General features: G+C 56.3%; 19 protein-coding genes. 10 read left to right on the top strand and 9 right to left on the bottom strand.

The window, feature by feature from the left end; genetic code table 11:
- The first annotated feature begins 175 nt into the window (after positions 1 to 175).
- From pdhR to GQR96_RS04075, 5 genes are all read left to right on the top strand, one after another.
- Positions 176 to 955, top strand: a complete 780-nt coding sequence (gene pdhR, locus GQR96_RS04055; protein WP_002888699.1) for a pyruvate dehydrogenase complex transcriptional repressor PdhR — start codon at positions 176 to 178, stop codon at positions 953 to 955.
- A 137-nt stretch (positions 956 to 1092) separates the two neighbouring features.
- Positions 1093 to 3756 (top strand): pyruvate dehydrogenase (acetyl-transferring), homodimeric type, encoded by a 2664-nt coding sequence (gene aceE / locus GQR96_RS04060; RefSeq protein WP_004204365.1) that lies wholly within the window; start codon positions 1093 to 1095, stop codon positions 3754 to 3756.
- A gap of 14 nt (positions 3757 to 3770) precedes the next feature.
- Positions 3771 to 5669 (top strand): pyruvate dehydrogenase complex dihydrolipoyllysine-residue acetyltransferase, encoded by a 1899-nt coding sequence (gene aceF / locus GQR96_RS04065; RefSeq protein WP_065904209.1) that lies wholly within the window; start codon positions 3771 to 3773, stop codon positions 5667 to 5669.
- A 206-nt stretch (positions 5670 to 5875) separates the two neighbouring features.
- Positions 5876 to 7300, top strand: a complete 1425-nt coding sequence (lpdA, locus tag GQR96_RS04070) for a dihydrolipoyl dehydrogenase (protein ID WP_002888731.1) — start codon at positions 5876 to 5878, stop codon at positions 7298 to 7300.
- A 164-nt stretch (positions 7301 to 7464) separates the two neighbouring features.
- A complete protein-coding gene (locus GQR96_RS04075) occupies positions 7465 to 7749 on the top strand; it encodes a hypothetical protein (RefSeq protein ID WP_004204367.1) in 285 nt (94 codons plus the stop codon).
- Positions 7750 to 7792: 43 nt separating this feature from the next.
- On the opposite strand, the gene GQR96_RS04080 is transcribed toward GQR96_RS04075, so the two are convergent.
- Together GQR96_RS04080 and GQR96_RS04085 are read right to left on the bottom strand one after the other, a co-directional pair.
- A complete protein-coding gene (locus GQR96_RS04080; protein WP_004204369.1) occupies positions 7793 to 8599 on the bottom strand; it encodes a DUF2950 family protein in 807 nt (268 codons plus the stop codon).
- A gap of 11 nt (positions 8600 to 8610) precedes the next feature.
- On the bottom strand, positions 8611 to 10242 hold the full coding sequence (locus GQR96_RS04085; protein WP_065904211.1) for a DUF3300 domain-containing protein: 1632 nt from the start codon (positions 10240 to 10242) through the stop codon (positions 8611 to 8613).
- A gap of 431 nt (positions 10243 to 10673) precedes the next feature.
- Here GQR96_RS04085 and acnB point away from each other — a divergent pair, with 431 nt between their 5' ends.
- Together acnB and yacL are read left to right on the top strand one after the other, a co-directional pair.
- Positions 10674 to 13271, top strand: a complete 2598-nt coding sequence (acnB, locus tag GQR96_RS04090) for a bifunctional aconitate hydratase 2/2-methylisocitrate dehydratase (protein ID WP_017901168.1) — start codon at positions 10674 to 10676, stop codon at positions 13269 to 13271.
- Positions 13272 to 13458: 187 nt separating this feature from the next.
- On the top strand, positions 13459 to 13821 hold the full coding sequence (yacL, locus tag GQR96_RS04095) for a protein YacL (RefSeq protein WP_023319739.1): 363 nt from the start codon (positions 13459 to 13461) through the stop codon (positions 13819 to 13821).
- Between the two features lie 156 nt (positions 13822 to 13977).
- Here the strand turns inward: yacL and speD are convergent, their stop codons facing one another.
- From speD to GQR96_RS04120, 5 genes are all read right to left on the bottom strand, one after another.
- Positions 13978 to 14772 (bottom strand): adenosylmethionine decarboxylase, encoded by a 795-nt coding sequence (speD, locus tag GQR96_RS04100; protein WP_004204375.1) that lies wholly within the window; start codon positions 14770 to 14772, stop codon positions 13978 to 13980.
- Positions 14773 to 14796: 24 nt separating this feature from the next.
- Positions 14797 to 15657 carry a polyamine aminopropyltransferase gene (gene speE / locus GQR96_RS04105; RefSeq protein ID WP_004204376.1) on the bottom strand — a complete coding sequence of 287 codons (861 nt, stop codon included), beginning with the start codon at positions 15655 to 15657 and terminating at the stop codon, positions 14797 to 14799.
- Positions 15658 to 15804: 147 nt separating this feature from the next.
- Positions 15805 to 17058 carry an FKBP-type peptidyl-prolyl cis-trans isomerase N-terminal domain-containing protein gene (locus tag GQR96_RS04110; RefSeq protein WP_164877792.1) on the bottom strand — a complete coding sequence of 418 codons (1254 nt, stop codon included), beginning with the start codon at positions 17056 to 17058 and terminating at the stop codon, positions 15805 to 15807.
- A 590-nt stretch (positions 17059 to 17648) separates the two neighbouring features.
- Positions 17649 to 18059: a hypothetical protein gene (locus GQR96_RS04115; protein ID WP_065904213.1), complete on the bottom strand. Its 411-nt coding sequence runs from the start codon at positions 18057 to 18059 to the stop codon at positions 17649 to 17651.
- A 245-nt stretch (positions 18060 to 18304) separates the two neighbouring features.
- A complete protein-coding gene (locus tag GQR96_RS04120) occupies positions 18305 to 18652 on the bottom strand; it encodes a YacC family pilotin-like protein (RefSeq protein ID WP_004204381.1) in 348 nt (115 codons plus the stop codon).
- 145 nt (positions 18653 to 18797) lie between these two features.
- On the opposite strand from GQR96_RS04120, the gene cueO reads away from it, so the two are divergent.
- Positions 18798 to 20399 (top strand): multicopper oxidase CueO, encoded by a 1602-nt coding sequence (gene cueO, locus GQR96_RS04125; RefSeq protein ID WP_069135385.1) that lies wholly within the window; start codon positions 18798 to 18800, stop codon positions 20397 to 20399.
- A gap of 75 nt (positions 20400 to 20474) precedes the next feature.
- Here cueO and GQR96_RS04130 read toward each other — a convergent pair whose 3' ends face one another.
- The gene (locus GQR96_RS04130; protein ID WP_023319745.1) at positions 20475 to 22865 is read right to left on the bottom strand and encodes a glucose/quinate/shikimate family membrane-bound PQQ-dependent dehydrogenase; all 2391 of its coding nucleotides are present in this window, start codon (positions 22863 to 22865) and stop codon (positions 20475 to 20477) included.
- A gap of 79 nt (positions 22866 to 22944) precedes the next feature.
- Between GQR96_RS04130 and GQR96_RS04135 the strand changes: the two genes are divergently transcribed.
- Together GQR96_RS04135 and hpt are read left to right on the top strand one after the other, a co-directional pair.
- The gene (locus GQR96_RS04135) at positions 22945 to 23064 is read left to right on the top strand and encodes a hypothetical protein (protein ID WP_032426021.1); all 120 of its coding nucleotides are present in this window, start codon (positions 22945 to 22947) and stop codon (positions 23062 to 23064) included.
- Between the two features lie 4 nt (positions 23065 to 23068).
- Positions 23069 to 23605: a hypoxanthine phosphoribosyltransferase gene (gene hpt / locus GQR96_RS04140; RefSeq protein WP_004204384.1), complete on the top strand. Its 537-nt coding sequence runs from the start codon at positions 23069 to 23071 to the stop codon at positions 23603 to 23605.
- A gap of 55 nt (positions 23606 to 23660) precedes the next feature.
- On the opposite strand, the gene can is transcribed toward hpt, so the two are convergent.
- Positions 23661 to 24323: a carbonate dehydratase gene (can, locus tag GQR96_RS04145; RefSeq protein WP_004204385.1), complete on the bottom strand. Its 663-nt coding sequence runs from the start codon at positions 24321 to 24323 to the stop codon at positions 23661 to 23663.
- Positions 24324 to 24495 lie beyond the last annotated feature (172 nt).

Raw genomic sequence — 24495 nt, forward strand, 5'->3', positions numbered from 1 at the left:
TGTGCAAGGTTACATTTCTGAAATGTTATTTCTGTAAGGTTGTTAAAATGTCCGTCGTTTACTGATTTCAATCAAAACCTGTATGGACAGAAGGTGAATACTTTGTTACTTTAGCGCTACGAACTTTAAATTGGTAAGACCAATTGACTCCGGGCTAATGGCAGAGACAGGGAATATGGCCTACAGCAAAATCCGCCAACCAAAATTATCCGATGTGATAGAGCAGCAGCTGGAGTTTCTGATCCTTGAGGGGACCTTGCGCCCCGGTGAAAAACTCCCGCCTGAACGCGAACTGGCTAAACAGTTCGACGTTTCCCGCCCCTCGCTGCGTGAGGCGATTCAACGCCTCGAAGCCAAGGGCCTGTTGCTTCGTCGTCAGGGAGGTGGAACGTTTGTTCAGAGCCGCCTGTGGCAGAGCTTCAGCGATCCGCTGGTTGAGCTGCTGTCCGATCACCCTGAATCCCAATTCGATTTGCTTGAGACCCGTCACGCGCTGGAAGGCATCGCGGCCTATTACGCGGCGCTGCGCAGCAATGATGAGGATCGCGACCGTATCCGTGAGCTGCATCAGGCTATTGAACGCGCTCAGCAGTCGGGCGATTTGGACGCTGAGTCCGGCGCCGTCGTCCAGTATCAAATCGCCGTCACCGAGGCGGCACACAATGTGGTGTTGCTTCATCTGCTAAGGTGTATGGAGCCGATGTTGGCGCAAAACGTGCGTCAGAACTTTGAATTGCTGTATGCCCGGCGGGAAATGCTCCCGTTGGTCAGCAACCATCGCACTCGCATTTTCGAGGCGATAATGGCTGGGGAGCCGGAGCAGGCGCGTGAAGCGTCGCACCGTCACCTGGCGTTCATTGAGGAAATTTTGCTGGATCGTAGTCGTGAGCAGAGCCGTCGAGAGCGCTCACTGCGTCGTTTACAGCAACGAAAGGACGAGAACTCCGGTTCTTAAGCGCCATTTTTAGAGCGCGGCAACTAAACGCAGAACCTGTCTTATTGAATTTTTGGTTGTTCCAGCGTGAAGAACGAAGAGTTCAATGGGACAGGTTCCAGATTAATCAACGATTAGATAGATAAGGAATACCCCCCATGTCAGAACGTTTACCAAATGACGTGGATCCGATCGAAACTCGCGACTGGCTACAGGCGATCGAATCGGTCATCCGTGAAGAAGGTGTTGAGCGCGCTCAGTATCTTATTGACCAACTCCTTTCTGAAGCCCGCAAAGGCGGGGTGAAAGTGGCTGCTGGCGCATCGACCGGCGGTTACGTCAACACTATTGCCGTTGAAGATGAGCCGGAATATCCGGGTAATCTGGATCTGGAACGTCGTATCCGTTCTGCGATCCGCTGGAACGCCATCATGACCGTTCTGCGCGCATCGAAAAAAGATCTCGAACTGGGCGGCCACATGGCTTCTTTCCAGTCTTCCGCAACCTTCTACGAAGTGTGCTTCAACCACTTCTTCCGCGCACGCAATGAGCAGGATGGCGGCGACCTGGTGTACTTCCAGGGTCACATCTCTCCGGGCGTTTATGCGCGTGCGTTCCTGGAAGGTCGTCTGACTGAAGAGCAGATGAACAACTTCCGTCAGGAAGTTCACGGTAAAGGTCTGTCCTCTTATCCGCACCCGAAACTGATGCCGGAATTCTGGCAGTTCCCGACCGTTTCTATGGGCCTGGGCCCAATCGGGGCGATTTATCAGGCTAAATTCCTGAAATATCTGGAACACCGTGGTCTGAAAGACACCTCCAAACAAACCGTTTACGCGTTCCTGGGCGACGGTGAGATGGACGAGCCGGAATCTAAAGGCGCGATCACCATCGCAACCCGTGAGAAGCTCGACAACCTGGTGTTCGTTATCAACTGTAACCTGCAGCGTCTTGACGGTCCGGTCACCGGTAACGGCAAAATCATTAACGAACTGGAAGGCATCTTCGCGGGCGCTGGCTGGAACGTTATCAAGGTTATCTGGGGCGGTCGTTGGGATGAGCTGCTGCGTAAAGACACCAGCGGTAAGCTGATTCAGCTGATGGAAGAAACCGTTGACGGCGATTACCAGACCTTTAAATCCAAAGACGGCGCTTATGTGCGCGAGCACTTCTTCGGTAAATATCCGGAGACCGCTGCGCTGGTTGCCGACTGGACTGACGAGCAGATTTGGGCCCTGAACCGCGGTGGCCACGATCCGAAGAAAGTTTATGCTGCTCTGAAAAAAGCGCAGGAAACCAAAGGCAAAGCGACCGTTATCCTCGCCCATACCATCAAAGGTTACGGCATGGGTGACACTGCTGAAGGTAAGAACATCGCTCACCAGGTTAAGAAAATGAACATGGACGGCGTTCGCTACGTCCGCGATCGTTTCAACGTGCCGGTTGCCGATGCCGATCTGGAAAAACTGCCTTACGTCACCTTCCCGGAAGGTTCTGAAGAGCACACCTATCTGCACGCTCAGCGTCAGAAACTGCACGGCTATCTGCCGAGCCGTCAGCCGAACTTCACTGAGAAGCTGGAGCTGCCGACGCTGGAAGATTTCCGCCCGCTGCTGGAAGAGCAGAATAAAGAGATCTCTACCACTATCGCGTTCGTTCGTGCCCTGAACGTGATGCTGAAGAACAAATCCATCAAAGACCGCCTCGTGCCGATCATCGCCGACGAAGCGCGTACTTTCGGTATGGAAGGTCTGTTCCGTCAGATCGGTATCTACAGCCCGAACGGCCAGCAGTACACCCCGCAGGACCGTGAGCAGGTTGCATACTACAAAGAAGACGAGAAAGGTCAGATCCTGCAGGAAGGGATCAACGAGCTGGGCGCAGGCGCATCCTGGCTGGCTGCGGCGACCTCTTACAGCACCAACAACCTGCCGATGATCCCGTTCTACATCTACTACTCGATGTTCGGGTTCCAGCGTATCGGTGACCTGTGCTGGCAGGCTGGCGACCAGCAGGCTCGCGGCTTCCTGATTGGTGGTACTTCCGGTCGTACGACGCTGAACGGCGAAGGTCTGCAGCACGAAGATGGCCACAGCCATATTCAGTCTCTGACTATCCCGAACTGTATCTCTTACGATCCGTCCTACGCCTACGAAGTGGCGGTCATCATGCATGACGGCCTGGAGCGTATGTACGGTGAGAAACAAGAGAACGTTTACTACTACATCACTACCCTGAACGAAAACTACCACATGCCGGCCATGCCGGAAGGCGCCGAGGAAGGTATCCGCAAAGGTATCTACAAACTCGAAACCATCGAAGGTAGCAAAGGTAAAGTTCAGCTGCTGGGCTCCGGTTCTATCCTGCGTCACGTCCGTGAAGCAGCGCAGATCCTGGCGAAAGACTACGGCGTGGGCTCTGACGTGTACAGCGTCACCTCCTTCACCGAACTGGCGCGTGATGGCCAGGATTGCGAACGCTGGAACATGCTGCACCCGCTGGAAACCCCGCGCGTGCCGTACATCGCTCAGGTGATGAACGACGCTCCGGCAGTGGCATCCACTGACTATATGAAACTGTTCGCCGAGCAGGTTCGTACCTACGTACCGGCTGACGATTACCGCGTACTGGGTACCGATGGCTTCGGTCGTTCCGACAGCCGTGAAAACCTGCGTCACCACTTCGAAGTCGATGCTTCCTATGTGGTCGTTGCAGCGCTGGGCGAACTGGCTAAACGTGGTGAAATCGATAAGAAAGTGGTTGCGGACGCAATTACCAAATTCAACATCGATGCAGAAAAAGTTAACCCGCGTCTGGCGTAAGAGGTAAAAGAATAATGGCTATCGAAATCAAAGTACCGGACATCGGGGCTGATGAAGTTGAAATCACCGAGATTCTGGTCAAAGTGGGCGACAAAGTTGAAGCTGAACAGTCGCTGATCACCGTAGAAGGCGATAAAGCCTCTATGGAAGTCCCGTCTCCGCAGGCTGGCGTCGTGAAAGAGATTAAAGTCTCCGTCGGCGATAAAACCGAGACTGGCAAACTGATTATGATTTTCGATTCCGCCGAGAGTGCAGCAGCCGCTGCACCTGCGCAGGAAGAGAAGAAAGAAGCCGCTCCGGCCGCCGCTGCTCCAGCAGCTGCCGCGGCAGAGAAAGAAGTGAACGTGCCGGACATCGGCGGTGACGAAGTTGAAGTCACTGAAATTCTGGTGAAAGTGGGCGATACCGTTGCGGCTGAGCAGTCTCTGATCACCGTCGAAGGCGATAAAGCCTCGATGGAAGTGCCGGCGCCGTTCGCGGGTACCGTGAAAGAGATCAAGATCAACACCGGCGATAAAGTGTCCACCGGCTCCCTGATCATGATCTTCGAAGTGGCGGGCGCTGCGCCTGCTGCCGCACCTGCTCAGGCTGCTGCTCCGGCGGCGGCTGCTCCAGCTGCGGCTGGTGGTGCGAAAGACGTTAACGTACCGGACATCGGCGGCGACGAAGTTGAAGTGACCGAAGTGATGGTAAAAGTCGGCGATAAAGTGGCTGCTGAGCAGTCCCTGATCACCGTCGAAGGCGACAAAGCGTCTATGGAAGTGCCGGCGCCGTTCGCGGGCACCGTCAAAGAGATCAAAATCAGCACCGGCGATAAAGTCAAAACCGGCTCCCTGATCATGGTCTTCGAAGTGGAAGGCGCTGCGCCTGCCGCCGCACCGGCTCAGGCGGCTGCGCCGGCACCGGCTGCAGCTCCGGCTCAGGCCGCTAAGCCTGCCGCGGCACCGGCTGCGAAAGCGGAAGGTAAAACCGAATTCGCTGAAAACGACGCTTACGTCCACGCCACTCCGCTGATTCGCCGTCTGGCGCGCGAGTTCGGCGTTAACCTGGCGAAAGTGAAAGGCACCGGCCGTAAAGGTCGTATCCTGCGCGAAGACGTTCAGGCTTACGTGAAAGACGCTGTTAAGCGTGCTGAAGCGGCGCCTGCTGCTGCCGCTGGCGGCGGTATCCCGGGCATGCTGCCATGGCCGAAGGTTGACTTCAGCAAGTTCGGCGAAATCGAAGAAGTGGAGCTGGGCCGTATCCAGAAAATCTCTGGTGCCAACCTGAGCCGTAACTGGGTCATGATCCCGCACGTTACCCACTTCGACAAAACCGATATCACCGATCTGGAAGCGTTCCGTAAGCAGCAGAACGCCGAAGCTGAGAAGCGTAAACTGGACGTGAAATTCACCCCGGTTGTCTTCATCATGAAAGCCGTGGCCGCTGCGCTTGAGCAGATGCCGCGCTTCAACAGCTCGCTCTCCGAAGATGGTCAGCGTCTGACACTGAAGAAATACATCAACATCGGTGTGGCGGTGGATACCCCGAACGGTCTGGTGGTTCCGGTCTTTAAAGACGTGAACAAGAAGAGCATCACCGAGCTGTCTCGTGAACTGACCACCATCTCGAAGAAAGCGCGCGATGGCAAACTGACGGCGGGCGAAATGCAGGGCGGTTGCTTCACCATCTCCAGCATCGGCGGCCTGGGTACCACCCACTTCGCGCCGATTGTTAATGCGCCGGAAGTGGCCATCCTCGGCGTGTCTAAGTCCGCGATGGAGCCGGTATGGAATGGTAAAGAGTTCGTGCCGCGTCTGATGCTGCCGATTTCTCTGTCCTTCGACCACCGCGTCATCGACGGTGCTGATGGTGCCCGCTTCATTACCATCATCAACAACACCCTGAGCGACATTCGCCGCCTGGTGATGTAATTGAAAAAGCCGGCCTGACGGCCGGCTTTTTTCTGATAACCTCAGGCTGTTTGGGATTATCAGCAACAAAGGACAAAATCGTTTGCCGTTTGTTGTTTAAAAATTGTTAACAATTTTGTAAAATACACGCGGATAGAACGTCCCGGTGGACTTGGGCGTAAAAATAATAGCGTCAGACCCGCCGGATATAAATTACAGAGGTCATGATGAGTACTGAAATCAAAACTCAGGTCGTGGTACTTGGGGCAGGTCCTGCAGGCTACTCTGCAGCCTTCCGTTGCGCTGATTTAGGTCTGGAAACCGTCATCGTAGAACGTTACAGCACCCTCGGTGGGGTGTGCCTGAACGTGGGTTGTATCCCTTCTAAAGCGCTGCTGCACGTGGCAAAAGTTATCGAAGAAGCGAAAGCGCTGGCCGAACACGGCATCGTTTTCGGCGAACCGAAAACTGACATTGACAAGATCCGCACCTGGAAAGAAAAAGTCATCACTCAGCTGACCGGTGGTCTGGCTGGCATGGCCAAAGGGCGTAAAGTGAAGGTGGTTAACGGTCTGGGTAAATTCACCGGCGCTAACACCCTGGAAGTGGAAGGCGAAAACGGCAAAACCGTGATCAACTTCGACAACGCCATCATCGCGGCGGGCTCCCGTCCGATTCAACTGCCATTTATTCCGCATGAAGATCCGCGCGTATGGGACTCCACCGACGCCCTGGAGCTGAAATCTGTGCCGAAACGCATGCTGGTCATGGGCGGCGGTATCATCGGTCTGGAAATGGGTACCGTATACCATGCGCTGGGTTCAGAGATCGACGTGGTTGAAATGTTCGACCAGGTCATCCCGGCTGCCGATAAAGATGTGGTGAAAGTCTTCACCAAACGCATCAGCAAGAAATTCAACCTGATGCTGGAAACCAAAGTGACTGCCGTTGAAGCAAAAGAAGACGGTATTTATGTTTCCATGGAAGGCAAAAAAGCGCCGGCGGAAGCACAGCGTTACGACGCCGTGCTGGTGGCTATCGGCCGCGTACCGAACGGTAAAAACCTCGACGCAGGCAAAGCGGGCGTGGAAGTTGACGATCGTGGCTTCATCCGCGTTGACAAACAAATGCGCACCAACGTGCCGCACATCTTTGCTATCGGCGATATCGTCGGTCAGCCGATGCTGGCGCACAAAGGCGTCCACGAAGGTCACGTTGCCGCAGAAGTTATCTCCGGCCTGAAGCACTACTTCGATCCGAAAGTGATCCCATCGATCGCCTACACCGAGCCAGAAGTGGCATGGGTGGGTCTGACCGAGAAAGAAGCGAAAGAGAAAGGCATCAGCTACGAAACCGCCACCTTCCCGTGGGCTGCTTCCGGCCGTGCTATCGCTTCCGACTGCGCAGACGGCATGACCAAACTGATCTTCGACAAAGAGACCCACCGTGTTATCGGTGGCGCGATTGTCGGCACCAACGGCGGCGAGCTGCTGGGTGAGATCGGCCTGGCTATCGAGATGGGCTGTGACGCTGAAGACATCGCGCTGACTATCCACGCTCACCCGACTCTGCACGAGTCTGTTGGCCTGGCGGCAGAAGTTTTCGAAGGCAGCATCACCGACCTGCCGAACGCCAAAGCGAAGAAAAAGTAACTTTTTCTTTCAGGCAAAAAGCATAAGCGGCTCCCGGAGCCGCTTTTTTTATGCCTGATGTTTAGAACTATGTCGCTATTCATAAACCGCTACACCTCATACATACTTTGTAAATAGTCACTCTGTAAACTTATAGGTAGTTAACGATATCAATGAGGTGTGTGATGAAACGCTTTTTAACCACAGCGCTGGTCGCAGCAGCGTGCTTATCCGGTGTCGCCTGCGCGGCTGACGCCACGATTCCGTGGGCGGATAACAGCGGTGGTACGGAAACGACCCATATTGCGGCGATGGGCCAGGATCTGAATGCTCAGCATCAGCAAGTGACCAAGACCAGTGAAGGAGTATGGGCGGCGAATTCCGGCAGCATCAGCGCTGACGAATCGGCATTGTCCAGTACGAAACCAGCCTTTGCCGGCGATCCGTCGCTGATGCCCCACCAGGGCTAAGTGAATGAAAACGCCCGGTTGCGTGTACGTAACCGGGCGTTTTTTATGGGTTGACCACCTGCCAGCCGGCGTCAGCGTCGGGGGCAAAGCGCGTTATCGCCTGGGCCTTTGCCGCGCTCTCTTCACCGAGATTGGCCTGATAAACGGTATCGTGCTGATCGATCATAAAGCTCATCACGCCGGTTTCCCCCCACGCCACCGGCCACGCCAGCAGGGCGACGCTCTGCTCATCTCTACCGGTGATAATGCGGAAGCGGTAGCCATGGTAGCCGCTGCCGGGAACCGTCGGGCTAAAGGCTGGCCCAAGCGGACTTGGCGCTTCGCCCGGCGAGGTGGGCCAGTACAGACCATCTTTTTTGCCTTCGCTACTGATGATTTTCTGCGCCCAGCGGTGGTTCAGTTGATAGTAATCCTGCTGGGCGTCAACGTAGGCATGCATGGCGGCTATCGCCGACAGTTCATTACGGCCGATAGCGCGGGTGAGGATCTCTTCTTCGCCAGCGGCCATATCAAAGCGCCAGCCCTGGGATGCTTTGACGATGGGGACGGGCAGCCGCCATGCTTCGCTACCGACGTCGAGCCAGGCTTTTTCACCCTGCTGCACAATCACATGTTTCACCTGCCAGTCGCGCTGGAAGCGGTCGACGGCAGTGGGGTCGATCCCGTCGGGGGGTAAAAAATGCTGCCAGTTATCGCCAAGCACTTCACTCAGCGCCGCGTCATTTTGCTGGCCGATCGCCTCGGCCAGCGCGTTTGCGGCCTGCTCGGGGGTGGCATACTGCTGCTGGGCGAAGGCGGCAAGCGGCGACAGCATTAACGTGAACAGGGCAATTGATAATGGGTTTCTCATTCTGCTCATCCTCAGCGGCGGCGTAGTTCATGGTGTTCAGAAAGACGCTCTCTGGCGCCGTCGCGCTGCTCGCGGTTTACGCTGGAAAACTGACGACTCTGCCGTCCCCGTTCCTGCTGCGCTTGCCAGGAGGGGGCGCGGCTTTCGTTGCCGCTAAGGGCGCTGGCGCGCAGATGACTGACCGTCTGCTGACGCTGGGCTGGCGCGGCGGACTGGAGCTGCTGCCGGCGCTGTTGCTGCTGCGGTGTAGTATTCTGCTCGCGGCTCTTAATGGTTTCCCTACGCTGTTGTTGCTGCGGCGTCGGGTTTTTCAACTGCGCTTTCGCCGCGTCTCGACGCTGCTGGGTCGATGTCGGCTCGCTGTCGTAACCGCGGTAGTTGCTGCGCTGGGTGGCTTGTTTCAACTGCGCCGAGGCCGCCTGACGCTGGGCATCGCGCGAGGCGGTGTTTGCCGCCAGGTTGCCCGCCGTGGCGGTCGGCGCGCTGCGCTGCTGAAGCTGGGTCATCGCCGCCTGGCGCTGCGCCTCACGATCGACCGGCGCATGCTGGGTCGCGCTCAGTCCGCCGGATACGTTGGTCTGATGAAAGCGCTGGGCGACGGTATTATCGGGGTATGGCACGTGACCGCGATAGGCGGGGTTGTGCTGCCAGTTTACGCGGTCGCCCGGCAGGTTTTGTCCGGTAATGCGGTTAAAGTTATTCACATTGATATTGATGTTATCGCCGTTATGCGAGTAATCGCCGCGGTGGTAGTCGTCATCGTGATGGTGGTGGTCATCATCATCCCAGTCGATGCTGCTGAACAGCGCCCAGGTGGTCGCCACGCCCAGGCTGTAACCGAAGCCTTTGACGAAGCTATCGGTAAACTGCTCCCCGGGAGGCGGCGGCAGATAGACCGGAGGATAGGCGCTGTTCGGCCAGGTACCATAGACGGTGGAGGGGTTGTAGTTGGGAACATAGACCACCTGTGGATCGGTCGGTTCTATTTTTATGACCTGCGTCGGTGCGGGCGCCGCCGCGCTGGTCGTTGACGTTGTTACCGTGCTGCTTTTCGAGGTGGAGGCCGGCGCAGGCGCCGCTGCGGCGACAATCACTTTTTGCTGCGGCGTAGATTTCAGCGTCCCTGTCTGCTGGGCGATGTCACGCAGACGCTGCACCGAGTCCATCACATCATGCGGCTGGGCCAAAAACGCATTACCGAGATTTTCCACCCAGGGCGGATTCTCGCCCATCATCGCCAGCAGGGCCGGGAAAGCGACAAGCGATTTAACGCTGGGATCCCACGGCTGGCTGGCAACTGCCTGAACGGCGGGATCCCCTTTCATGGTGGGGTTATCCTGGGACCACTGCACCGCCTGCATGACGTTGTCCGGGTAGGTGGAAGCCATCAGCACCTGCGACAGCAGACTGTCCGGGTAGAGCGCGATGGGGGCAACCCACTGGTCAATCTGCGCCTGGGTGTAGGTGGCGGCCACCGGCTCCGCGGCGGCGGGTGCGGCTGGCGTTGGCGCTGGCGCAGGCTGCGCCGTCGGCTGAGTGACCGTCTCTGGAGTACGGCTTTGCACATAGAGTGTTCCCGCCGCCGCGAGTAAGCCAGCGCTACAGAGCAGGGTGATAATATGGGGTTTGAACGGCAGTGACATAGAAGCTCCTGACCCAAAAAGTAACCCATCTCGCTAAAGTATCGGCGAAAACGGCGCGTTTGCTGAGTATAAGTAAGCGGTATGGCTTTTTATTGATGATTGTTGGGATCGGCCCATGGCGTTGTACGCGGAAAGGAATTTTTGTCGCGGGATTTGAACAGAAAGCCTGCAATATCCTGCCCTTAACGATTCAGCTAAATTTTAATGTTGCTTTTTTGTAAACAGATTAACACCTTTCAAAAATCCTGCTATGCTGCCGACGCGGTATCGGGCATTTACCCTACAAACTGCTGTCTCACAGGAGCGTGAAGAAAATCGCCCAGCCACTAAATCCTTCAAGATGCGTCAAGGCGGCAAACTGCCAATACCGAAGCAGATTGATTGAAGACGTGTAGGCCGCATTATGACAATGAGAAGCGAGGAGAACCGTCGTGCTAGAAGAATACCGTAAGCACGTAGCTGAGCGTGCCGCCATGGGGATTGTTGCCAAACCCTTAGATGCAACCCAAATGGCCGCGCTGGTAGAACTGCTGAAAAACCCGCCTGCGGGCGAAGAAGAATTCCTGTTAGACCTGCTGATTAATCGTGTACCGCCGGGCGTTGACGAAGCCGCCTATGTTAAAGCTGGATTCCTTGCCGCGATCGCCAAAGGCGAAGCGTCCTCCCCCCTGGTTACCCCTGAAAAAGCCGTTGAACTGCTGGGCACCATGCAGGGCGGTTACAATATCCACCCGCTGATCGATGCCCTGGACGACGCGAAACTGGCGCCGATCGCCGCGAAAGCGCTCTCCCATACTCTGCTGATGTTCGATAACTTCTACGACGTGGAAGAGAAAGCGAAAGCAGGTAACGAGCACGCAAAACAGGTCATGCAATCCTGGGCCGACGCTGAGTGGTTCCTGAACCGCCCGCAGCTGGCAGAGAAAATCACCGTTACCGTTTTCAAGGTGACTGGCGAAACGAACACCGATGACCTGTCTCCGGCGCCGGATGCCTGGTCGCGTCCGGATATCCCGCTGCACGCCCTGGCGATGCTGAAAAACGCCCGCGAAGGCATTGAACCGGATCAGCCGGGCGTGGTTGGCCCGATCAAACAGATCGAAGCCCTGCAGCAGAAAGGCTACCCGCTGGCCTACGTTGGCGACGTGGTCGGGACCGGCTCTTCACGTAAATCGGCCACCAACTCGGTGCTGTGGTTTATGGGCGACGATATCCCGAACGTGCCGAACAAGCGTGGCGGCGGCCTGTGCCTTGGCGGCAAAATCGCGCCAATCTTCTTCAACACCATGGAAGATGCAGGCGCGCTGCCTATCGAAGTGGATGTGTCAAACCTGAACATGGGCGACGTGATTGACGTTTACCCGTTCAAAGGCGAAGTGCGTAACCACGAAACCAACGAACTGCTGGCCAGCTTCGAGCTGAAAACCGATGTGCTGATCGACGAAGTGCGCGCCGGCGGCCGTATCCCGCTGATCATTGGTCGCGGTTTGACTACCAAAGCGCGCGAAGCGCTGGGTCTGCCGCACAGCGATGTCTTCCGTCAGGCGAAAGACGTGGCGGAAAGCACCCGCGGCTTCTCTCTGGCGCAGAAAATGGTTGGCCGCGCCTGCGGCGTTGCCGGTATCCGTCCGGGCGCCTACTGCGAGCCGAAAATGACCTCCGTCGGTTCTCAGGACACCACCGGTCCAATGACCCGTGATGAACTGAAAGACCTGGCGTGCCTGGGCTTCTCCGCTGACCTGGTGATGCAGTCCTTCTGCCACACCGCGGCCTATCCGAAGCCGGTTGACGTCACCACGCACCATACTCTGCCGGACTTCATTATGAACCGCGGCGGCGTCTCGCTGCGTCCGGGCGATGGCGTTATCCACTCCTGGCTGAACCGCATGCTGCTGCCGGATACCGTGGGTACCGGCGGCGACTCCCATACCCGTTTCCCCATCGGGATCTCCTTCCCGGCGGGCTCTGGTCTGGTGGCCTTCGCCGCCGCGACCGGCGTGATGCCGCTGGATATGCCGGAATCGGTGCTGGTGCGTTTCAAAGGTAAAATGCAGCCGGGGATCACGCTGCGCGACCTGGTTCACGCTATCCCGCTGTACGCCATCAAGCAGGGCCTGCTGACCGTTGAGAAGAAAGGTAAGAAAAACATCTTCTCTGGCCGCATCCTTGAGATTGAAGGCCTGCCGGATCTGAAAGTGGAGCAGGCGTTCGAGCTGACCGATGCCTCTGCTGAACGTTCTGCTGCAGGTTGCACCATCAAGCTGAACAAAGAGCCGATCGTTGAGTATCTGAACTCCAACATCGTCCTGCTGAAGTGGATGATTGCCGAAGGCTACGGCGATCGCCGCACTCTGGAGCGTCGTATTCAGGGTATGGAAAAATGGCTGGCGGATCCACAGCTGCTGGAAGCCGATGCTGACGCGGAATACGCGGCAGTAATCGACATCGATTTGGCTGATATCAAAGAGCCTATCCTGTGCGCGCCGAACGATCCGGACGATGCCCGCCTGCTGTCTGATGTGCAGGGCGAGAAGATCGACGAAGTGTTCATCGGCTCCTGCATGACCAACATCGGCCACTTCCGTGCCGCCGGTAAGTTGCTGGACAGCCACAAAGGCCAGCTGCCGACTCGCCTGTGGGTGGCGCCGCCAACCCGTATGGACGCCGCGCAGCTGACCGAAGAAGGTTACTACAGCGTATTTGGTAAGAGCGGGGCGCGTATCGAAATCCCTGGCTGTTCCCTGTGTATGGGTAACCAGGCGCGCGTGGCCGACGGCGCGACGGTGGTTTCCACCTCTACCCGTAACTTCCCGAACCGTTTAGGTACCGGCGCTAACGTCTATCTGGCCTCTGCCGAACTGGCGGCGGTAGCTTCTCTGCTCGGTAAACTGCCGACGCCGGAAGAGTACCAGACCTTCGTGGCTCAGGTGGATAAGACAGCGGAAGATACCTATCGCTATCTGAACTTCAACCAGCTGGATCAGTACACTGAAAAAGCTGACGGCGTGATCTTCCAGACCGCGGTGTAAAACCAATCGGTCAGCCTGGCTGACCGTTTGGCTACAAACTCCTCAATGCCCGGTGAACATTGCATCACCGGGCATTTTTATTTCCAAACCTCCTGCCTGTTACGCTTTTTTTCTTTCGGTCTGCTGCGATAATTACTCCATGGGTACAGTGCAGCGGTGACGCATTGCCCTTGCAGAGGAAAAGACTATGGACTACGAATTTCTGCGCGATATTACCGGAGTGGTAAAGGTGCGAATGTCGATGGATCACGAGGCGATTGGACACTGGTTCAACGAGGAGGTGAAAGACAATCTTGCTCTGCTTGACGAAGTGGAGCAGGCTGCGCGCACCGTGAAAGGCAGTGAACGTTCCTGGCAGCGTGCCGGACATGAATATACGCTGTGGCTGGATGGCGAAGAGGTGATGATCCGCGCCAATCAGCTGGAATTTTCCGGCGACGAAATCGAGGAGGGGATGAGCTACTACGATGAAGAAAGCCTCTCTCTGTGCGGCATTGAGGATTTCCTGCAGGTAGTTGCCGCCTATCGTGAGTTTATGCAGCAGCGTTGATGACTTATTTTGCGCCGGGCTGCGGAAAAGCGTAGCCTTGCTAAGCGTCGCGTGCGCAGGGCACATCCCCGGGTCGCGACGAGTACCTTGCCCCGGCTACCAGCCGGCGCAGAACCCAGGCCCGGCAAGCACAAGCGCCGCCGGGCATTTGAGGCATTACACGGCAGGAATATTGCGGCCGTAGTAAATCTCGCGCATCTCTTTCCACAGCAGGTCGGTAATGACCTTGCGCTCTTCAGCGGTCAACTCTTCCGGTCGGGTATGGAACATGTAGTGCTTAAGGTCGAACTCCTTGAGCAACATTTTGGTATGGAAGATATTTTCCTGGTAAACGTTGACGTCGACCATGTCATACAGCGACTTCATATCGTCAGACATAAAGTTCTGAATTGAGTTGATTTCATGATCGATAAAATGCTTCATCCCATTGATGTCGCGGGTAAAGCCGCGCACGCGGTAGTCAATGGTCACAATGTCCGATTCCAGCTGGTGGATCAGATAATTCAGCGCTTTGAGCGGTGAAATAACCCCGCAGGTAGAGACTTCGATATCGGCGCGGAAGGTGCACAGGCCGCCTTCCGGGTGGCTCTCCGGATAGGTATGCACGCAGATATGGCTTTTATCGAGATGGGCGACCACGGTTTCAGGCAGCGGGCCGGGGTGTTCGGTCTGGTCGATAAGCCGCGGGTCGACGGGCTCTTCGCTTACCAGAATGGTCACGCTGGCGCCCTGGGGTTCATAATCCTGGCGGGCGATATTCAGGATATTAGCGCCAATAATAGAGCAGGTTTCGCTCAGGATCTCTGTCAGGCGATTGGCATTATAAAGTTCGTCGATATAGGCGATGTAGCCGTCGCGCTCTTCTGCCGTTTTGGCGTAACAGATATCGTAGATACAAAAACTCAGGCTTTTGGTCAGGTTGTTAAAGCCGTGCAGCTTCAATTTTTTCAATTTAGTTCACCCCCTTATTTCGCTTCACGGTGCGGACAGAGCATCATGCAGATATTGTGGTAAGGCGAAGGCCGCCGTATGGATTGCCGGATTGTAGTAACGGCAGGTCAGGTTGGCTTTGTGAAAGCGCGCCTGAATGATTTCGCTGGAAAGATGGCGCAGCGCCTCGTTGTCGCTCGCCCAGGCAAAGGTCATTATCCCGCCGTAATAGGTCGGAATCGCCGCCTGGTAGAAGCTGACGTCGCGAAAATAGTGGCTCAGTTTGCGATGGCTACCGACCGCTTCATCCTGCTGCAGGAAGCAGACGCCGTTCTGCGCAACGAAAATCCCTCCCGGATTCAGGCAGCGTTTGCAGCCTTCATAAAAAGCCGAGGTGAAGAGGCTTTCCCCCGGGCCAATAGGGTCGGTACAGTCCGAAATGATCACATCAAACGTTTGCGTCGTCTGGTTAACAAAATTGACGCCATCATCAATTACCAGCGTAAAGCGCGGATCGTCATAGGCGCCGGCGCTATGGTTGGGCAGGTACTGGCGGCAGAATGAGACCACCCCGGCGTCGATTTCCACCATGGTGATGCTTTCGATGCTGCGATGACGAGAGACTTCGCGCAGCATCGCGCCATCGCCGCCGCCGATGATCAGGACATGCTTGGCGTTGCCGTGAGCCAGCAGCGGCACGTGGGTCATCATTTCGTGATAGATAAACTCATCGCGTTCGGTGGTTTGCACGACGCCATCCAGCGCCATCACCCGGCCAAAGGCGCGGTTGTCAAAGATGATCAGATCCTGATGATCGGTTTTTTCGTGGTACAGCACGTTATCAACGCTAAAGTACTGACCAAAATGGTCATGCAGCGTTTCATGCCACAGTGGATTATCGGCCACGGTGAGGCTCCTCCTTCGTTAACATCTGTTACACCCGTAAAACGAGTGCAACATCATAGACAACTATAGATGAGGATGCACGGCGGTTATTGCAGCAATGCGGCAGGAATAACAGCACCGCCCGGAGAGGGCGGTGGGGAGACAGGGCTATTTTGCCGGCGCGGGTTGGCTATCCACTATCCGCACGGAATAGACCATGGTGGCGCCTGGGGGGATCTTCGGTGGCAACCCTTTACTGCCATAGGCTTTGTCGGGCGGGACGACCAGCGTCACGGAGCCGTGGTTCTGCAGGCGCTTCAGCGGCCCGCGAAATACCGGGGGATAGGCATCCAGTTTCTGGGTAAGCGCCTGATCTTTCGTCTCCATATCATTGATCACCGTTCCGTCCGTCAGCATCTCTTTGATCACCACGGTCACCAGATCGTTGCCGCTAATTTTTCCTTTACCCGGGTAATCGATACGGCTGTAGACGCCCTCTTTGAAGACCACACCTTTTTTGCGCGCAAACGCCTGCTGGTATTTCTGACCGGCGCTGATGTTTTTCTGCTCGATTTTATTCAGGTTCTGGAAAACCTGCTGTGAAATGTCAAACAGCGCTTTGTTACGCTCCTGTTCGCCGAGGCGAAGCTGGCCGCTGAAAGCATCTTCGATGCCCTGCAGCACCAGGCCAGCGTCGACGTTAACCCCCTGAGTGCGACGAGTCGTGAGGACATTAAGCGCCTCTGTACCCATCGAGGCGCCGATGGCGTAAGCCTGCTGTTCACCTGGCGCGCTGAGTTTGGCGGCGGTTTTGCCGGTGGTATTTCTCGGCGGGACCGTCAGCTGCGTCCGCAGCAGCTGGATTGCATCCTCTTTCATCCGCAGCTGGGCGTTATCTTTGTCCGCCTGCAGGCGATAGGCCGCCACTATGGCCGCCATCTCGGGGGGCTCATCTTTTGCCGCCACGGCGGCATCGGCGCGGCTCGATGGCGCTTTCTCCGCTGCGGCGAGCCGGTTAGCCAGAGACTGCTTATCGGCGTTAAGGGCTTTGACCTGATCAAGAGCGGTCTGCTGCGTCTTCTCTGCCGCGGCGAGCCGGTTAGCCAGCGTCTGCTTATCGGCGTTAAGGGTTTTAACCTGGTCGAGGGTGGTCTGCTGCGTCTTTTCTGCCGCGGCGAGCCGGTTTGTCAGCGACTGCTTATCGGCGTTAAGGGTTTTAACCTGGTCGAGGGTGGTCTGCTGCGTCTTCTCTGCCGCGGCGAGCCGGTTTGTCAGCGACTGCTTATCGGCGTTAAGGGCTTTGACCTGGTCGAGAGCGGTCTGCTTCTCTTTTTCCATCACGGCCAGCCGGGTGGTTAACGACTGCTTATCGGCGGCGAGGGCTTTTGCGTGGTCAGGAGCGGCCTGCTGCGTTTTTTCCATCGCGGCCAACCGGGTAGCGAGCGTCTGTTTATCCGTATTCATAGCGGTGAGGCTGGCGCTGAGCCGTTTATTTTCAGCTTCGGCTTGCTGAAGCTGTGACGTTAATTGTTGGATCTGCTGCAGCGCGGCGGCCTGACTTTGCTGCAGAATAGTATTCTGGGCTGTGCTTTCTTTTTTTATTAACGCCTCATTTTTCGCGGTGGCGGCGGTTAAGGCGACCTGTAATTCTTTTATTTTGTTATTTAATGCCGTTTGCTCATTTGCGATGGAGGTTTCGGTAGCCGGAGTGTTAGCAAGCTGTTTTTTTAATTGCTGAATAGTTTTATCTTTTTGCTCAATGGTCGCCTGCTGGCTGGCGATTCTTTTTTGCAATTGCGCGGTATTAGGCGTCTTTTTTTTATTATCCGCATTTTGACGATCGCCTGACGTTTGCTTTGCGGTTGCAGCATCGCTTTTTTCATGCGCCTGGGTTTGTTGCTGGGCGTAGTCAAGAAACGCCGGCGCGGCGCCGGCGAAGAACGGTGTTGAAAGCGCCAGCGCCGCGACGAGCATCAGCAGGGGCGCGTTGAGGGTCAGCGTGGCGGCTCTGTTCATGGCTGTTTGCTTTCACCCCGCTGTACCAGGCTATCGATCAGCGTTTTCTGGATATCGGCGCATAGTTTGATGGATTTAAACTGATACATGGAGTCAATGCCAAGCCGGGTGGGATCCGCCACCTTCTCGCGCACGCTGTTGTATTGTGATGCCGCACGCACTAAGGCATTGAAGTCATTGCTGAGTTTGGTTGCCTGCTGTGGGTTAACCTCTTTTAGCGAGTCCAGCGCCTGTCGGCAGGATTCAATACGCGCTTGTTCGCTAGCCGCGCGCTCCTGTTCTGCCTGCTGCTGTGACGTTAGCGGAGTGGTGAGCGGTTTTACCTGCTGGCGAGAGGCGGTATTGCTACAGCCGGCTAATAACGTAGCGGCGAGTGGAATAATACGAAGAGTCAGCGAGATATTCACAATTTCAGTCCATGAAGTAGATATATTTTCAACGGATTCTAAAAGGCTGTTTTTTATTTTGCAATATATCATTAGGGATATTTTATTGTTTTTTTCTGGAAAGGCTGTTAGTACGGGTTTAATTTATTTATTGGATTTATGTATTGCGATATATATAAGGTTTATTTTATATAAAATAATAATGGTAAATATTAGAGGCGGGTGAGGAGGGGAAAAGCGCGGCGCGTTGCCGCCCGCGCGGGAAATTATTTGACGTAAGCCAGCAGGCTAAGTGAATCGCGGGCCAGCGCTTTACATTTTTTCGCCGTCGGAAGGTTAATGCCGCTGAGATCGCGATAGCTGTCTTCGCCAAGCGCTTTCATGTTGTAGCTGTCGTAGTTGCTCAGGTCCCACTGGTTCTGTTGGGCAAAGAACACCAGAGCGCGCCGGATCTGTGTGTTGGGCAGGTTCTGGTAGCCACAGTCATTTTTCAGAAACACAAAAACCGCGGTTAAATCAGCCATGTCTTCCGCTTCGGATTCGCTGAGCGCGTAGCTGTTGGCGGAGAGAGTAAGCAGGCTGCCGAGTACCATTGTTCTGAAAAGCGTCTTCATTTTTTCTACCGTTAGATCACCGACGCTTCAAATTAGCATACTTCTTTACACAGCGCCGATCTTTATTCTCACTCTTCTGCTTGACCTTCCCGTTACGGTAGGGTTTAAGCTCAAATATTCGCCCGCAGAATAAAAGGATGTGAATATGCAACGTCGAGACTTCCTCAAACTGACCGCCGCGGTCAGCATGGCCAGCGCGTTACCGCTTTGGAGCCGTGCGGTCTTTGCAGCCAGTCGCCCGGCCCTGCCGGTACCGTCGCTGTTGACGGCCGATGCGCGCAACCGTATCGCGCTGTCCATCCAGGCGGGCAAAACGCAGTTTGGCGCGATGAACGCCACCACCTGGGGGTATAACGGCTCGCTGCTGGGGCCCGCGCTGCAGCTGACGCAGGGGAAGACCATCACGGTGGACATTACTAACCAGCTGGCAGAAGAGACCACGCTGCACTGGCATGGTCTGGAGGTACCGGGCGAGGTCGACGGGGGACCGCAGGGGGTTATCGCCCCGGGCTCCACTCGGACGGTGAGCTTCACGCCAACGCAACGGGCGGCCACCTGCTGGTTTCACCCCCATCAGCACGGGACCACCGGTCGGCAGGTGGCGATGGGGCTGGCGGGGCTGGTGCTGATCGAGGATGAAGAGAGCGGACGCCTGCTGTTGCCGAAGCAGTGGGGAATCGATGATGTACCGGTTATCGTACAGGACAAGAAGTTTACCGCCGCTGGCGAAATTGATTATCAGCTGGATGTCATGAGCGCCGCCGTCGGCTGGTTTGGCGATACGCTGTTGACCAATGGCGCTCTCTATCCTGAACATGCCGCCCCGCGCGGCTGGCTACGTCTGCGCTTGCTGAACGGCTGTAATGCCCGTTCCCTCAATTTTGCGACCAGTGATAAGCGCCCGCTGTACGTGGTGGCCAGCGACGGCGGTCTGCTGGCGGAGCCGGTGAAGGTCAATGAACTGCCGGTCTTGATGGGGGAGCGTTTTGAGGTGCTGGTGGACACCAGCGACGGTAAACCTTTTGATCTGGTGACCCTGCCGGTGAGCCAGATGGGCATGGCCATTGCGCCTTTCGATAAACCACAGCCGGTACTGCGCGTCCAGCCGCTGGTTATTCCTGCCTCCGGTAAGCTGCTGGATACCCTGGCCGCTCTGCCGGCGCTACCGTCCCTGACGGGGCTGACGCAGCGTCAGCTCCAGCTGTCGATGGATCCGATGCTTGACAGGATGGGCATGCAGGCGCTGATGGAGAAATATGGCGATCAGGCGATGGCCGGAATGGATCACGGCATGATGGGGCACGGCGGGATGGGCGACATGGGGAGTATGCACCACGGCGACATGAGCAACATGAACCACGGGTCCGGCATGAATCATGGTATGTCGTCGGCTAAGGGGTTTGATTTCCATAACGCCAACCGCATCAACGGCAAAGCCTTCGACATGAATGTGCCGATGTTTGCCGCCGCCAGAGGAGAGTATGAACGCTGGGTCATCTCCGGCAAGGGCGACATGATGCTACATCCGTTCCACATTCACGGCACCCAGTTCCGCATCCTTAGCGAAAACGGCAAGCCGCCAGCGGCGCATCGTAGCGGCTGGAAAGACACCGTTCGTGTGGAAGGGGACGTGAGTGAAGTATTAGTGAAGTTTGATCATCCGGCGCCGAAGGAGTTTGCCTATATGGCCCACTGCCACCTGCTGGAACATGAAGACACCGGGATGATGTTGGGATTCACGGTTTAGGGCGGTATAGCCCTGGCGCTTGGAAATAGGGGATAAAGACAAAAAAAACGGCAACTTTCGTTGCCGTTTTGCGTTTTATTTCGCCTCATCCGGGAGCGCATAGGCGACGATATAATCGCCCATTTTTGTACCAAACGAGCCGTGACCGCCGGCAGAGATGACAACATACTGTTTGCCATTCACTTCGTAAGTCATCGGAGTCGCCTGGCCGCCGGCTGGCAGACGGGCTTCCCACAGTTTCTCACCATTGCTCATATTGTACGCGCGCAGGTAGTTATCCGCGGTCGCGCCGATGAACAGGACGTTACCCGCCGTGGAGATCGGCCCACCCAGCATCGGCATACCCATGGTGAACGGCAGTTTAACCGGCATCGGGAACGGCAGGCTATCCTGCGGAGTACCGATACGTTTTTTCCATACCACTTCGTTGGTTTTCAGATCCAGCGCGGAGATATAGCCCCATGCCGGCTGTTTGCACGGCAGGCCGAACGGCGACAGGAACGGGTTCAGGGTGACGCCGTAAGGGACTCCGTACTGCGGCTGCACGCCGGACTCGGTGCCTGAGCCTTTCGCATCTTTCGGCGGTTCCATTGGGTTGCCCGGGCCGCGTGGGATCAGTTTAGAGACGAACGGCAGCGCCATTGGGTTGGCGATAGCCACCTGACGGTTCGGATCGACGGAGATACCACCCCATTCAAACATCCCCAGGTTACCCGGGAAGACGAGGGTGCCCTGCTCAGACGGCGGGGTAAAGATACCTTCATAGCGCATCTGGTGGAAAATCACGCGGCACACCAGCTGGTCGAACATGGTGGCGCCCCACATGTCCGCCCCGGTCAGATCTTTCTTCGGACGGAAGCTCAGATCGGAGAAGGGCTGGGTTTTGGCCACATAATCGCCTTTGGCGGCGCCCTGCGGGACCGGTTTTTCCGGGGCCGGGACCACCAGCTCGCCGTTACGACGATCCAGCACGAAGATGTTGCCGGTTTTCGCCGGAGCATAGATGACCGGCACGGTTTTGCCATTGACTTCAATGTCAGCCAGCGTCGGCTGAGAAGGCATGTCCATATCCCACAGGTCGTGGTGGACGGTCTGGTAGCTCCAGGCCAGTTTACCGGTGGTGGCGTTCAGCGCGACAATCGAGCTGGCATAGCGCTCTTGCTCCGGCGTGCGGTTGCCGCCCCAGATATCCGGAGTGGTCACGCCCATCGGCAGATAGACCAGATCCAGTTTGGCGTCGTAGGCGGCAGGCGCCCAGGAGTTCGGTGAGTTGAGCGTGAAGTGATGCTCATCGCTTGGGATGGCGTTCGGATCTTTCGCGCCTGGATCGAAGGCCCACAGCAGTTTCCCGGTATTCACATCAAAACCGCGGATCACGCCTGACGGCTCACGGGTAGAGAAGTTATCGGTGACTGCGCCGGCAATCACGATGGTCTTATCGGTGATAATCGGCGGGGAAGTGGGTTCATACATGCCCGGCGTGGTCACTGGCATGTTGGTCTGCAGGTTGAGAATACCTTTGTTGGCAAAGGTTTCGCACAGCTTACCGTTGTCGGCGTTTACTGCGAACAGGCGACCATCGTTCACCGGCAGGATAATGCGGCGCGGACAGTCGGCCACGACGTCAGCAGGGGCGTTATCCGCTTTCGCTTCGTGATACGAGACACCGCGGCAGGTGACGTGCTGGAATGACGGGTCGGCGTTCAGCTGCGGGTCAAAATGCCATTTCTCTTTACCGGTGGCGGCGTCAAGCGCGAACAGGCGCTGATGGGCGGTACACAGGAAGAGCGTGTCGCCGACTTTAATCGGTGTCACTTCGTTAGTGATTTCACCCGGATCGTTCGGCTGTTTCAGGTCGCCGGTGCGGAACACCCAGGCTTCCTTCAGGTTCTTCACGTTGTCGGCGTTAATCTGCTTCAGCGGGGAGAAGCGCTGACCTTCCTGGTTGCGGCCATAGGCCGGCCAGTCGCCGTCGGCAACGTTGGAGATCGGCGCGGCCGGGGTGGCGTCGGCGCTCAGGGTGCCGTTGATCTCCTGCGGGTCGTTAAAACCAGCCCAGGTCAGCATGCCGCCGCTGATCAGCAGGGCGACGACCAGCGCGCCTACGGCGCCAGCGGAAGGCACCGGCAGACGACGCCAGACAAAAGGCAGGATCAGCCAGATACCAAAGAAGACGAGGATGTCGCTACGCGGCGTCAGCGCCCAGAAGTCGAAGCCGACTTCCCAGACGCCCCAGATCATGGTCGCCAGCAGCAGTGCGGCGTACAGCCACAGCGCAGCGCGCTTGCCGCGCAGCAGCATCACGGTCACGCCCAGCATCACCAGACCGGCGATGGGATAGTACCAGGAGCCGCCAAGCACGACCAGCCATGCTCCGCCGATTAAAAGATACAGGCCGCAGAACGCTGCAAATAGCGCAGTCAGCGTCACCAGGAGCCTTGATTGTTGAGACTTTGTTTCAGCCATAGAAAGTTACTCATGTGTTTGTTAATTTTTTAACTGCAATTAATTATAGGATTTAACAAGTGTGATCGGAATCACAAATATGGCTTTATTAATCCCTGCACCGCAGATTTCTTTTTGCTGGTATACTGGATGGCTTGCCGGTCATCGTCGGGGCGAAAGCAGCGGCTTTGATGATTTATATTTAGAATCAAATGGTTAGTCTTATGAAACATACTGTAGAAGTGATGATCCCGGAATCCGAGATCAAAGCGCGCATCGCGGAACTGGGTCGTCAAATCAACGAACATTATCAGGACAGCGGCAGCGAAATGGTGCTGGTGGGGCTGCTGCGCGGCTCTTTTATGTTCATGGCCGACCTGTGCCGTGAAGTGCAGGTGCCGCATGAAGTCGATTTTATGACCGCCTCGAGCTACGGCAGCGGCATGTCCACCACCCGTGATGTGAAAATCCTCAAAGATCTGGACGAAGACATCCGTGGTAAAGACGTACTGATCGTGGAAGACATCATCGACTCCGGCAATACCCTGTCTAAAGTGCGTGAGATCCTCAGTCTGCGCGAGCCGAAGTCGCTGGCCATTTGTACGCTGCTGGATAAACCAAGCCGCCGTGAAGTGAATGTCCCGGTTGAGTTCGTCGGTTTCGCCATTCCGGACGAGTTCGTGGTGGGCTACGGTATCGACTACGCTCAGCGCTACCGCCATCTGCCGTATATCGGCAAAGTCACCCTGCTGGACGAGTAAGGGGATATTCCACTCAGGCGCGCGCCGCTCGCGCCTGAGTGGCTAAGTCTGAAGGCTATTTGTGGTTGATGTGCTTGATCTTGAGGTTGGAGATCCCGTGGCGATAGCGCTGTTCGAGGGTTTCCCGGCTCACGGCGGTGACATCCAGATCGCGCAGCAGTCCGTCGTGAATACCGTATGCCCAGCCGTGGATGGTGACTTTCTGTCCGCGCTTCCACGCCGATTGCATAATCGTCGAATGTCCCAGGTTGTATACCTGCTCCATCACGTTCAGTTCACAAAGGGTATCCAGACGGCGCTCCTCCGGCATTTCCCCCAGCAGCGAGCTGTGTTTAAACCAGATATCGCGGATATGCAGCAGCCAGTTGTCGATGAGCCCCAGCTCTGGGTTCTCCACCGCCGCCTGCACGCCGCCGCAGCCGTAGTGGCCGCAGATAATGATGTGCTCAACTTCAAGGACATCGACGGCATACTGCACCACCGACAGGCAATTGAGGTCGGTGTGGATCACCAGATTCGCCACGTTACGATGCACAAACAGTTCGCCTGGCTCCAGGCCGGTGAGTCGCTCAGCGGGAACGCGGCTGTCAGAACAGCCAATCCACAGGAAGCGCGGTTTCTGCGTTTGCGACAGTTTCTCAAAAAAGCCGGGGTCCTCTTCCACCAGCATTTTTGACCATAGTGCATTGTTGCTGATGAGTGTATCTATATCATTCATGGACGTTATCGGCCTGTAACCAAGTAAGTGCGTTGCGCTAATATAGGGTAAGCTCACCTTTTTTAAAACCATCTTAACCCGTGATACTTCAGGCTGCAGATGCGCTGGCCGCGACAGTACAGCGCAAACGTCAGTCAGGCGGGTTAATGACGTGTCATGACACGAGAAGAGA

This window comes from Klebsiella sp. PCX (assembly GCF_021869705.1).
Taxonomy (GTDB): Bacteria; Pseudomonadota; Gammaproteobacteria; order Enterobacterales; family Enterobacteriaceae; genus Klebsiella; species Klebsiella quasipneumoniae.